Source organism: Ruegeria sp. C10 (assembly GCF_056537805.1).
The window spans coordinates 59,123-71,391 of record NZ_JBQFSC010000008.1 but is presented as its reverse complement, the minus strand read 5'-3'; the positions used below and the strand labels follow the sequence as shown (position 1 = coordinate 71,391).

Here is a 12,269-nt window from a genome sequence, read left to right as displayed (position 1 = left end):
CCTTGACGCAGCATGCGGGTTTCTCGATTGACTGGTTTTTAATCTCTTTTGTACCTCAGAGGATTGCTTCAGCCTGATCAATCGTGGTTGTCGGTTGGTCTGCTATGGGTAGGAGCAGTTGATGCCCCCCGCTGGTCGGGATGGGTTTCGTCGTTTCTCAGCTAATAGAGCGCGGCTGGGGGTTTGGCTCACCTAGCGTCGCCCAAGTGAGCACAAAATTACAATGGAAACTAAAGCGTATTTCGAAGGTTGAGCCTGAACGAAAACCGCCTCGAAGATTCTCCGTTAGGTAAAGACTTATGGTGTCGCTTGTAGGAATTTCTCTTACCATCGCAGTCTCATAACCAAAGTGGCAACGAACTGACGGGTAGAGCATCTTGAAAAGTGTTTCTTTTGCCGAAAACATCAATGTAGCCAGCTCGAGGCGCGAATAACCAGTTTGTGTGTTCAGTAGCTTTCGTTCCTTGCATGAAAGGCATACTTCTTGGACTGCAGCGAGCGTTTCACCGTCAACTATACGTTCAATATCTACCCCTACGCGATCCCTCGAGTTGTTTGAGAGTATGGTTGCGCAACGACCATAAGAATGAGTAATTGAACCAATTGCACTTTTAGGCCAGATCGGCTCCCGGTTGCGGCCTGACGGAATGTGGACGTTCTTGATACCAAGACTCGACAATCCGACATGTGCAAGAACTCGCCCTGCAAGATACTCTGCGCGGCGACTTTTAACCGCGTATTTGAACTGTTCGGGAAAGCGCACACCCAAGGTTTTATAGTGAGCATCTTCAAAACGGTCGACATCATAGCAGCATTGAAGCAATGTCATACGCGCGCGCATGATTGGGTAACTACTAATGCCTGCGAGGAATGAACCAGACAATTCCGCCAGATCACCGGGAATTCCCTCACTTCCAAGAATGGGTGCCATTAGCTTTCCAATGACCCTATTGAATTGTGCATTTTTGAGCTTCCCGATTCATAAAAGGTCCGCCATGGAGAAAGTGAACGCTCTAATAAGCATTTGTCGGTAAAGATCATGACCTAAGACCCAACTTCCCTCCAGCGTTTAGGAGAATCCGTCGTTTGATTCCTGACCTTATGCGGCCTTGGTTTCCAGTCTCGATTTCGTTGCAAATTCCTGCGGCGTGAGATTGCCGAGGGATAAGTGGGGTCCGTATTGGTTATAGTCCTCCTTCCAGGCTGTGATCTTCTCGCGGGTTTCCTTCTCTTCCAACGAACGGATCGCACCATCAAACCCTGGGATCAAACACCCGGATCTGTGTTCAAGATTCTAGACAAAGCAAGATCTGAACTGAAGCCGAAAGAATTTGCCCAAACGGTTCGAAAAGAGCCAGATGCTTTTGCAAAGTACTATGGACAATGAAAGGACACTCACGCATCAAGGAAGAGACCAAGTTCCTATTTCCGTCACTGGCAGCCTGTATGAGTGATGCGGCAATGAGTGAGACAGATATCCAGCATACAGCCAAAGTTCTGGATCTTGTAAACTTCCCTGATCGGGCTGGATTGTTCAAAAGCATCCAGGAGCACTGGCAAAGAAGTCAGGGGTTTGCACTGGCGACATTGAACCTCGACCACATTGTGAAGATGCGTGGCAACCCTGACTTCTTCCAATCTTATAAAGCGCATAGTCATATTGTAGCAGATGGAAACCCGATCGTGTGGCTCTCGCGGATGGCGGGGCGGGAGGTTGATCTGATGCCGGGATCCGAGTTGATAGAGCCTCTGGCCGAAATGGCCGCTCGCGATAATGTACCTGTGGCGTTTTTGGGAGCCACACCTGAAACACTTGATCGGGCGGCACAGAGATTGACTATCCAATACCCAGGATTGCGTGTGGTTGAACAGATTGCGCCCCCTTTTGGGTTTGATCCCCAGGGGGTGAAGGCTGTTTCCTATCTTGAAGCAATACGACAGTCCGGAGCGCAACTGTGCTTTCTGGCTTTGGGGGCGCCCAAGCAGGAACAATTGGCGATTGAAGGGCGCAGGCATGCTCCTGGCTGCGGATTTGTCTCAATCGGTGCTGGGCTTGATTTCATCGCGGGTAGCCAGACTCGTGCACCCAAATGGGTAAGGACACTGGCGCTAGAATGGGTATGGCGTATGCTGAGGAACCCAAAGCGCCTAGCTGGGCGCTATTGGCAATGTATTCTGATTTTACCGGGGTTGGTGCGCGAGGCGCGACGGATTGGGAGACAGAATTGACAAGCGATCCATCTGGCATTTCGGCGACCGCCCCGGACTATCGTAAATGCCCCACGCACAGGGCCCACCGAAGAAAGCGAACGCCTTGTCGTGCGCATCGAACACTATCTCCTGTGTCTCTCGGGGATAACCTCAGTGGACATGCACGAACAGCTATGACATGACCTATGAGTGTGACAATGCCACATAGTGGAATAAGACATTTGTGACGATGAAATTGGTACCTCTTGCAATCCCAGAGGTGATCCTGATCACGCCCAGACGGTTTGGTGATCATCGCGGGTTCTTCGAAGAAACCTACAACGTGAACAGTTTTACCGATGCGGGCATCGATACGGTCTTCGTTCAGGATAACCACTCGCTTTCCGGTGCTGTTGGCACAATACGTGGCCTGCATTTCCAAGCGCCTCCAAGAGCGCAGGCCAAGCTGGTTCGCTGTGGGCGCGGACGCTTTTTTGACGTCGCCGTAGACATCCGCAAAGGTTCTCCCACCTTCGGCGATTGGGTCGGCGCAGAACTCAGTTTTGAAAACGGTCGAATGTTGCTGGTGCCCGCCGGGTTTGCTCATGGCTTCATGACATTAGAGCCGGAGACCGAGATCATCTATAAATGCTCCGACACCTACGCTCCGGAAACAGAAGGCGCCATTCGGTGGGATGATCCCGATATTGGAATTAATTGGCCGCTGGACCTAGCCGAACCGCAATTGTCAGATAAAGATAAAGCAGCTCCATTTTTGCGAAATATAGATACTCCGTTTGTGATTGAGGATGGTGAATGAAAATTATGGTCACGGGCGGTGCCGGTTTTATTGGCTCTGCTGTCATCCGCCGCGCAATTGCTGAAGGCCATGCGGTCGTCAATATCGATGCTTTGACCTATGCGGCCTGTCTGGAGAATATCGCTTCCGTTGCGGATGTGCCTGAATACGCATTCGAGCAGGCTGACATCCGGGATGCGGGGGCGATGGCGGCGATCTTGAACAGGCACCAGCCGGATGTAATCATGCATCTGGCCGCCGAAAGCCATGTCGACCGCTCGATCGATGGTCCTGCGGCCTTTATCGACACCAACATCACCGGCACCTATGTCCTGTTGGAAGCCGCGCGCGCCTATTGGATCGGTGCCGGCAAGCCCGAGAGCTTCCGCTTTCATCATATCTCAACCGATGAAGTGTTCGGATCTTTGGGCAAGACCGGGTTTTTCACCGAAGACAGCCCCTATCAGCCCAATTCGCCTTATTCGGCCTCGAAGGCCGGGTCCGACCACCTTGTCCGGGCCTGGCGCGAAACCTATGGCCTGCCGGTGGTTCTGACCAATTGCTCGAACAATTACGGCCCCTATCAGTTTCCGGAAAAACTCATCCCGGTGGTGATCCTGAACGCGCTGGCTGGCAAACCCATCCCGATCTATGGGGCAGGGGACAACATCCGCGACTGGCTGCATGTCGAAGACCATGCTGAGGCACTGCTGTTGGTGCTGGAAAAAGGTGAGCTGGGCCGCAGCTACAATATTGGCGGTGAGAACGAGATGACCAATCTCGATTTGGTCAAAATGCTCTGCGCGATACTCGATCGGTTGAAGCCGGGCAAAACGCCCTACGCCGATCTGATCACCTTTGTCACTGACCGCCCCGGTCATGATCGTCGCTATGCCATCGACCCAGCCCGTATTCGGAACGAGTTGAACTGGCGCCCCTCTTACACACCTGAAACCGGGTTGGAACAGACGGTTCAGTGGTATCTGGACAACGGCGCATGGCTGGCTGCTCTGCAGAACCGCAGCGGCGTGGGAGAGCGGCTCGGGGTGGCCGAATGAAGGCACTGGTCTTCGGCCATAGCGGGCAGGTTGCTACGGAACTGCGCCGACGCGCGCCGACGCACGGCATCTCGGTCGAGGCGCTGGACCGCTCCCAAGCGGACCTGTCTGATCCGCAGAGCTGTGTTGACGCTATCCGAAGCACGGATGCGGATGTGATCATAAACGCCGCAGCTTACACGGCGGTCGACAAGGCCGAGGATGAGCCCCAGCTAGCCCGGGTGATCAACGGGGATACACCGGGGGCTATGGCGCGCGCCGCAGCAGAGCGTGATTTGCCCTTCCTACACATCTCAACCGACTATGTGTTTGACGGGGCGGGGGATATGCCCCGCACCACGCAGGACCCGACAGACCCTTTGGGTTCTTATGGCCAGACCAAGCTGGTGGGAGAACACCAGATTTCCCAAGCGGGGGGGTGGTATGCGATCCTAAGGACAAGTTGGGTGTTTTCGGCCCACGGACACAACTTTGTCAAAACCATCCTTAGGCTGGCCGAGACCCATGACACGCTGACCATCGTGGCGGATCAGATCGGGGGGCCGACACCGGCAGCTGATATTGCCAAGACGCTGCTGGCCATAGCCAAAACCGGACGACAGGCCGAAGGCGGGCTGTTTCACTATTCCGGGACACCCGATGTCAGCTGGGCCGGTTTCGCGCGCGAAATTGTCTCGCAGGCGGGGCTGGCAACCCAGATCACCGATATTCCGACAACAGATTACCCGACCCCGGCCCCCAGACCGCTGAATTCACGGCTGGAGTGTTCGCGGCTCAATGACATTTACGGGCTTGGGCGGCCTGACTGGAAAGCCGGATTGGCGCAGGTGCTGGCCGATCTGAAGGTTGCAGATAGCCCTGCCTTGAAAGGATAGATCATGCAACGCAAAGGTATCATTCTGGCTGGCGGTTCGGGTACTCGGCTGTATCCGATCACCATGGCGGTCTCAAAACAGTTGCTGCCGATCTATGACAAGCCGATGATCTTCTACCCGCTGAGCGTGCTCATGCTGTCACAGATCCGCGAGATCGCGATCATCACAACACCACAGGATCAGGATCAGTTTCAGCGTCTGTTGGGTGACGGCAGTCAGTACGGCCTGTCGCTTACCTGGATCACTCAGCCATCGCCTGACGGTCTGGCGCAGGCTTATACTTTGGCAGAGGATTTCCTTGCAGGTGCCCCGTCCGCGATGATCCTGGGTGACAATATCTTCTTCGGCCACGGCCTGCCGGATTTGCTGCGCGAAGCAGATCTACAAGAGCGTGGTGGATCTGTGTTCGCCTATCGCGTTGCCGACCCCGAACGCTACGGCGTGGTTGATTTCGAAGGTCAGAAAGTACGCGGCATCATCGAGAAGCCGAAAGTACCGCCCTCAAACTACGCGGTGACCGGGCTCTATTTCCTTGACGGCGATGCCCCTGCCCGTGCCCGTCAGGTCCAACCGTCCGAGCGGGGCGAGCTTGAGATCACGTCCCTGCTGGAGATGTATCTGAACGAAGGCTTGCTAAATGTTCAGACCATGGGCCGTGGCTTTGCCTGGTTGGATACCGGTACACATGGGTCGCTGCTGGATGCGGGAAACTTCGTGCGCACACTTACAGACCGGCAAGGGATGCAGACCGGCAGCCTGGATGAGATCGCCTGGGCTAACGGCTGGATTGATGATGAAGCGCTTGAAGAACGGTCCCGGCTGTTTGCTAAGTCTACTTATGGTAAGTATCTAAAACTACTTCTGAATTGATATATGTGAAGTATCTCGATTGGTTTAAATTGTTGTTCTCGTTTAACACGTTTACAAAATCTATGGCTTTGTTGCACAAACTTGGGGATTCACTCTATGAACACAGCATGTTAGTGATTGCCGTTTACGGGTTGTCTGTATTGCAGTGTTCGCCTCCAGGAGCTCTTTGGACCAGCTGTATTAGAGGCTCTGTGCAATGCTTTCACAGCGGCAGAACTCGGCATGCTATCCTCACCCTTCCGGCCATCCGGAAAGGCCTGATCTTTTCTTCTGCGGAATACTGTTTGCGGGTCGCACGGCGAATGTCCTTTACGACCTTCTCACCGTGGCTCAGCTTGGTTCCGGGTTGCTTTCTCATCTCCACTCCTTGGCGGTTACGATGAGCCAGAAACCCTCTCTAATCAAATCACCTTCAACTGTCCCATTGGTGCTGACGTCAGACATGGCCCATCGGAAACACTCTGTTTCGAATAACCCTACCCATTTAATCCGAGCTCCAAGTGCTTTATCTTAAACGTGTCAAAAGGGCCGTTATAGTCCGTTGGACGAGAATATTGTATGCATTGGGCTCGAACCGGAATATCGTGCCCGGCCAACGGACCAGAATATTTGGATCAGTATCTTGAAAGCGGATCTTTATCTCCAACATTTCCAGTTTCGGGAGCGTCCGTTTGCGCTGCCACCAGATCCGGATTTCATGTTCTGGTCCAAAGGCCACAAGCGTGCGTTCTCGGTGCTGGAATACGGATTGGTGACGCGCGCACCGATTACTTTGCTGACAGGTGAGGTTGGCGCGGGAAAGACCACGTCGCTTTATGCGCTGCTGGAGCGCATCGACAATGATGTGGTGGTGGGGCTCATCTCCAATGGGCAGGGCGGGCGCGGCGAGCTTTTACGCTGGGTGCTCAACGCCTTTGACTTGCCGTACGACACTAATGCCGACTATGTGGAGCTTTACCAACAATTTGTCGATTTCCTGCTGGGGCAATATGCAGATGGTCGATCGGTCCTGTTGATCCTTGATGAAGCGCAAAACCTTTCCGAAGAGACATTGGAGGAGTTGCGCATGCTCACCAATGTCAATTCCAGCAAAGACGAATTGTTGCAACTGATCCTGATTGGCCAGCCGGAACTGCGTGACATGATTTCGCAGCCAGAGTTCAGCCAATTCGCACAGCGCGTCTCTGTCAGCTATCATCTGGGGGCCATGGATGCAGTATCCAGCTGTGACTACATCATTTCCCGCCTTCGGCATGTCGGGGGCAGCGGCCAGGAGTTCACTGAAGCCGCTCTGAACAAGATTTATGACTATAGCGGTGGGGTGCCGCGGATGATCAACAAGATTTGCGATTTGGCGCTGGTCTATGCTGCCAGCGCTGATCAGGCGCGTGTCGATGAGGCAACGATCGAGGAATTGATCGCCGATGGCGTGATCCTGAAGACAGTAGCTGCGCCTGTGTCATTGGCGGATCATTACGTCTTGACTGGAAAATCTGCCAAATGAACCTGCCATTTCGATTTTACTGGTCTCTCTTCAAGCGGCGCCTGCCGGTCATGATGGCGCTGTTTCTGATCTGCTCCGGGCTTGGGGTTGTCACAGCCTTGCAATTGCCGCCGACATACATGTCCTCAGCACGATTGCAGGTGGATCCGCCGCAAATCCCCGATGAAATGGTGGTATCTACGATCCGAACCGAAGTGGCCGAGCAGTTGCAGTTGATAGAAGAACAGCTGATGACACGGGCCAATCTCATTGATATCGCCCAGAGACATCAGGTCTTCGAAGGCATGGCTGCAATGACGCCCGACCGGATTGTGCAGGCGATGCGGGACAGTACCAGAATCCTTCGCAGTGGTGGGCGCGGTCAAGCCTCCCTGATGGCCATCCAATTTGATGCCAGAGACGCCCAAATCGCGGCAGATGTCGTTAATGATTATGTGACCCTTGTGCTGGAGGCGAATAGTTCTTTCCGACGCGAGCGGACAGAAAACACTTTGTCTTTCTTTGAACAGGAGGCCGCGCGGCTTGCTGGAGAAATAGAAGAAGAATCCAGTCGGATCATCGCCTTCAAGAATGAAAATGTCGACGCTCTTCCAGAAGATCTCAGCTATCGGCAAGATCGCCAATCCACATTGCAGGAGAGGCTTGGTCGGCTTGAGCAGGACCGGGCTTCCATTGTTAGTCAGCGAAGTGAGATGATCGCCGTTTTTGAAGCAACCGGGCGGCTTGGTTCCGATACGCGACGAGAACTTTCGCCAGAAGAGCAGCGCCTGCAGCAACTCGAGCTTCAACTGGCGGAGGATTTGACCGTTTATTCCGATTCCAATCCGCGGGTTGTTCAACTGCGCAGACAGATTGAGCAGTTAGAACTCGCAATCTCCGGAGGGGATCCCGGGGATTGGCAGGAGGGGACGGAGGCAGAGCCGACGTTTCTCGACATCACACTGGCAGAAATGGATTCACGCATCGAAGAGATCGATCTGGAGATTGTGCGCGTGAACGAAGAATTGGAGCGACTAAGTCGCGCAATTGCCGCCACGGCCACCAATTCGATTACGCTGGAGCGTCTCGAACAAGATCTCGAAAGCGCCCGAACCCGCTACAACTCAGTGTTGGGCAATCTTAACCAAGCTCGCATGGCAGAGCGAATAGAAATCAATGCGCAAGGCGAGCGTATTAGCCTCATCGAAGGCGCCAGCGTACCGCAGGAACCGTCTGGGCCGGCACGCAAAAAAATCGCGGTGATGGGAGGCGCTGTTGGTGGTGCATTGGCGCTGGCATATTTCATGCTTCTTGAACTGCTCAATCAGCGGGTGCGCCATCCTGCAGAGTTGCAGTCCCGGTTTGAAATCGTGCCCATTGGCGTCATCCCCTATCTGGAAAGCCGGGGAGAGAAATGGCGGCGGCGCCTGCTTAGGCTGAGTGCTTTGGCTATTGTGATAGTAGCTGTGCCAGCGGCGCTTTATTACGTACATACTGAATATGTGCCGCTCGAGATATTGGTGAACCGGGTTCTGGTCCAGATGGGCCTGGCTTGAAAGACGCCACGGTTAGAAGGGTAAAGCTGGATGGAAAAATTGCAGGCCGCTCTCGCGAAGGCGCGCGCCGCACGCCATGAGGCTACCGAGACCGTACGCCCAGGTCCCGTTCTGCGAGATCAACACGTGCGCAAGCCTTCCAAATCTAATACGACAGAAACCATCTGGGAGGCATTGCCCCGCTTTGACCTGTCGCCTGTGGTGCTGCGACAGCACCGGATCATCGCGGGCGAGGCAAACAGTGATGCCACCCCTTTTGACCTTCTACGCACCAAGATTATTCTTCAGATGGAGCAAAACGGCTGGTCGCGTCTGGCGATCACTTCGCCGGAACCATCTTGTGGCAAGACCACGTTGGCCTGCAATCTTGCACTGGGTCTGGGACGGCATACAAGTTCGCGCACAATGTTGTTTGATCTCGATCTTGGCTCACCCTCGGTGCATGAGTTTTTCGATCTCAAGATGCGCTATGGTCTGCCGGAAGTGCTCACGGATATGATCGCCTTTGAAAAACAGGCGGTGCGGGTGACAGACAATGTGGCTGTGTCGATTTCACCTCATCCCGAAAAAGACCCCACGCGTTTTCTGATGATGGACCGCACAGCTGAGTTTCTCGATGACATCCAACGCGACTATGCTCCCGACATCATGATCTTCGATCTACCCTCAGCCCTTTCTTCTGACAAAGCTTTGGCGTTCCTCAAAAATGTCGATTGCGCTTTGATCGTGGCACGGGCGGAATATACCAAGTTCAAAAAGCTTGATCGGACTGAAATCGAGGTTGCCGCCAATACCAATGTCCTGGGAGTGGCATTAAATGGCTGCCGCCGTGGCACACTCTCTGACAGCGATCTGAGCTGATGTTTGGCAGAGGCAGGGTTTGACAGGAACAGTGAAGCCCTGAAGGCAAACGCTCCTACATAGAGCAGTTTAACATACAAAAGACTGCAGAACCGAATAGGCGACCATGATTAGGACCAAATCTATGCCTCCCCGAATCTTGAGGCGACTGCTTCTGACATTCATGCTTTGCTTGGGCCTGACGGCCTGTAAGTCCGTTGAAGAGCGCGCCGAAGCCTATTTCGCCTCAGCCCAAGAACTAATCGAAGAAGGGGATCTCGACCGGGCGGCGGTCGAGTTACGCAATGTCTTTGAACTGATGCCCAACCATGTCGCAGCGCGCGAAACCATGGCAGCTTTGATGCTGCAGAAAGACGACAAGGAGGCCGCCTATGGCCAGTATCTGCGGCTGGTCGAACAGGTGCCTGATCATGTCGAAGGGCGCACGGTACTGGCAGAGATTGCATTTGCGGCACGCAACTGGGAAGAGTTCTCCCGCCATGCAACCGAGGTGATTGCTCTCGCGCCTGACGCGCCGCGCACTGAGATGATCGCGCTGGCCTTGCAATATGAGCAAGCGTTGGAGGCGCGCGATGGTCCAGCACGAGATGCCGTGCGCGATCAGGCTGCGGGTCTGGCACAAGAGGCCCCGGATAATGACATCCTGCAGTTGATCCTCTTTGACGCCTATGTCCGCGACGGGGCCATCGATCAGGCCTTGGTACAGCTGGAGAGAATGATCGCCAAGCAGCCGGACAATCGCGATCTCTATACGCAAAAACTTGTCCTGCTCGAACGGCAAGGCGACTTCACAGCACTTGAAACACAGCTACGCGACATAGTCATCCGGTTTGCCGAGGATGATGAACCTAAGACCCAACTCATTCAGTTCCTGCTGGCCCGGGGCGAGCCTGACAAGGTGGAAGCCTTTCTCCGCGAGGTGTCGGATCCGGCGGCAGAAGACCCTACGCTTTTCATCGATCTAGTGCGTTTCATAAACCAGAGACAGGGGCCAGACGCCGCACGCGCCGAGCTGCGCGCTGCATTGGAGGTCGCAGCGGACCCAGAACGGATACAGATCATTCTTGCGGCCATCGATTTCGAAAACGGCGCAGAAGACACGGCGATCGAAACGCTGCAAACAATGCTGGAAGGCACCGAAGAAGACTCCGACACAGCCAACCGCATCCGCATCACACTGGCCCGGATGTTGCTTCAGACCGGCAACGAGACCCGCGCGCGCCAACTGGTGGCAGACACGCTCGAAGCAGACAGCGACAGTGTCGAAGCGCTCAAGATGCAGGCGGCCTGGATGATCCAGGACGACAAAGCGGACGAGGCCATCGCCACGCTGCGTCTAGCCCTTGATACGGCGCCCGATGATGTCGCCGCCATGGACCTGATATCCCAGGCCTATGCGCGCGCTGGCAATCACGAACTGTCCCGCGATTTCCTTGCGCTGGCGGTGGATGCCTCCGACAATGCGCCTGAACCGTCTTTGCGCTATGCCCGGGTTCTGGCAAGTGACGAACGCTATATCGCGGCGGAAGAGGTTTTGATCCCGGCCCTGCGTCGGGCACCGAACAATGCGGATATTCTGGTGCTTCTGGGCGAAGTCTATCTGGCTGCGGAAGATTACGCGCGCGCTGACAGCGTGATCGCGCGCCTGCGCCGCATCAGCACAGAGCGGACCCTTGCAGTGGCGGATGCGCTTCAGGCCCGGCTTCTGGGCAGCCGCGAAGGCGTCGAACAGGCGCTTGGATATCTGCGCGAACTCGCGGAGCGGGAAGACGCCAGCCTCAACACTCAGATTGCGCTTCTGCGCGCACGCCTCAGCAGCGGGCAAACAGAGGCAGCCCTGAGACAGGCTGAGGCGCTTGTCGCGGAATATCCTGACAATGCAGCCCTGCGTTTCATTCTGGCCACCTCACATGCCGCCAATGGCGCACTGGATGTGGCGGAAAATCAGATTCAGATCCTGGTGGAAGAAGATCCCAGACGGGGTCGGGCTTGGGTCCAACTCTATCGCCTCCAGCGCCTTCAGGGAAAAGACGACAGCGCCTCACAGACCCTGCGTGACGGGCGCGCCGCTCTGCCCTACAACCGCGAACTTCTTTGGGCGCAAGCCGGGGAATTGGAAGCGGCTGGCGATATTGACGGCGCCATTGCCAATTATGAGCTGCTTTATGAGCGCAATTCCAACGACCTTGTTGCCGCCAACAATCTCGCCAGCCTGCTGACAAACCACAAGACAGATGACGCCGGCCTTGAACGCGCCTGGGCTGTAGCCCGGCGCCTGAACGGCACAGATGTGCCCGCCTTTCAGGACACTTATGGCTGGCTTGTCTTTCGCCGCGGTGAGGCGGAAGAGGCCCTGCCCTATCTCGAAAGCGCCGCCGCAGAATTATCGCAGGATCCAATCGTTCAATTCCACCTCGGCCAGACTTACGCCGCTTTGGAGCGCGATGAGGACGCCATCGCACAGTACCGCCGGGTACTGGAGTTTGCGGGGGAAGACGACCCCCGCCCGCAGATAGCCATCGCCCGCGACGAGATCACGCGGCTGGAAGCACTCCCACCTGCGGAGGAATAGTCTGG

The 12,269-nt window shown here is 55.2% G+C and carries 11 protein-coding genes and 1 pseudogene; 9 read left to right on the top strand and 3 right to left on the bottom strand.

Annotation, left to right across the window (positions count from 1 at the left end; translation table 11 throughout):
* Window positions 1-157 precede the first annotated feature (157 nt).
* Together ACR0DE_RS21110 and ACR0DE_RS21105 are read right to left on the bottom strand one after the other, a co-directional pair.
* A complete protein-coding gene (locus ACR0DE_RS21110) occupies window positions 158-931 on the bottom strand; it encodes a 4'-phosphopantetheinyl transferase family protein (RefSeq protein WP_223118729.1) in 774 nt (257 codons plus the stop codon).
* Window positions 932-1,099: 168 nt separating this feature from the next.
* Complete coding sequence (locus ACR0DE_RS21105) at window positions 1,100-1,237, bottom strand: integrase core domain-containing protein (protein WP_480755182.1); 138 nt, start codon at window positions 1,235-1,237, stop codon at window positions 1,100-1,102.
* A 224-nt stretch (window positions 1,238-1,461) separates the two neighbouring features.
* Between ACR0DE_RS21105 and ACR0DE_RS21100 the strand changes: the two genes are divergently transcribed.
* The 5 genes from ACR0DE_RS21100 to rfbA all read left to right on the top strand — a co-directional run bounded on the left by ACR0DE_RS21100 (window position 1,462) and on the right by rfbA (window position 5,792).
* Window positions 1,462-2,229 (top strand): WecB/TagA/CpsF family glycosyltransferase, encoded by a 768-nt coding sequence (locus ACR0DE_RS21100; protein WP_170399801.1) that lies wholly within the window; start codon window positions 1,462-1,464, stop codon window positions 2,227-2,229.
* A gap of 211 nt (window positions 2,230-2,440) precedes the next feature.
* On the top strand, window positions 2,441-3,010 hold the full coding sequence (gene rfbC, locus ACR0DE_RS21095) for a dTDP-4-dehydrorhamnose 3,5-epimerase (protein WP_170399786.1): 570 nt from the start codon (window positions 2,441-2,443) through the stop codon (window positions 3,008-3,010).
* Window positions 3,007-4,047: a dTDP-glucose 4,6-dehydratase gene (gene rfbB, locus ACR0DE_RS21090; protein WP_170408827.1), complete on the top strand. Its 1,041-nt coding sequence runs from the start codon at window positions 3,007-3,009 to the stop codon at window positions 4,045-4,047. Before rfbC ends, rfbB begins: the two co-directional genes overlap by 4 nt.
* Window positions 4,044-4,922, top strand: a complete 879-nt coding sequence (gene rfbD / locus ACR0DE_RS21085) for a dTDP-4-dehydrorhamnose reductase (RefSeq protein ID WP_480755180.1) — start codon at window positions 4,044-4,046, stop codon at window positions 4,920-4,922. The genes rfbB and rfbD overlap by 4 nt, the downstream gene beginning before the upstream one ends.
* Entirely contained in the window at window positions 4,923-5,792 is an 870-nt protein-coding gene (gene rfbA / locus ACR0DE_RS21080; RefSeq protein WP_223118741.1) for a glucose-1-phosphate thymidylyltransferase RfbA, read from the top strand.
* A 183-nt stretch (window positions 5,793-5,975) separates the two neighbouring features.
* Here rfbA and ACR0DE_RS21075 read toward each other — a convergent pair.
* Window positions 5,976-6,150: pseudogene (locus ACR0DE_RS21075) on the bottom strand (IS3 family transposase); the annotation flags it as partial.
* A 264-nt stretch (window positions 6,151-6,414) separates the two neighbouring features.
* Between ACR0DE_RS21075 and ACR0DE_RS21070 the strand changes: the two are divergent.
* From ACR0DE_RS21070 to ACR0DE_RS21055, 4 genes are all read left to right on the top strand, one after another.
* Complete coding sequence (locus tag ACR0DE_RS21070; protein WP_170567779.1) at window positions 6,415-7,296, top strand: ExeA family protein; 882 nt, start codon at window positions 6,415-6,417, stop codon at window positions 7,294-7,296.
* The gene (locus tag ACR0DE_RS21065; RefSeq protein ID WP_170399527.1) at window positions 7,293-8,831 is read left to right on the top strand and encodes a GumC family protein; all 1,539 of its coding nucleotides are present in this window, start codon (window positions 7,293-7,295) and stop codon (window positions 8,829-8,831) included. Before ACR0DE_RS21070 ends, ACR0DE_RS21065 begins: the two co-directional genes overlap by 4 nt.
* 30 nt (window positions 8,832-8,861) lie before the next feature.
* On the top strand, window positions 8,862-9,692 hold the full coding sequence (locus ACR0DE_RS21060) for a CpsD/CapB family tyrosine-protein kinase (RefSeq protein ID WP_480755179.1): 831 nt from the start codon (window positions 8,862-8,864) through the stop codon (window positions 9,690-9,692).
* 124 nt (window positions 9,693-9,816) lie between these two features.
* The gene (locus tag ACR0DE_RS21055; RefSeq protein ID WP_480563009.1) at window positions 9,817-12,264 is read left to right on the top strand and encodes a tetratricopeptide repeat protein; all 2,448 of its coding nucleotides are present in this window, start codon (window positions 9,817-9,819) and stop codon (window positions 12,262-12,264) included.
* Window positions 12,265-12,269: the final 5 nt, after the last annotated feature.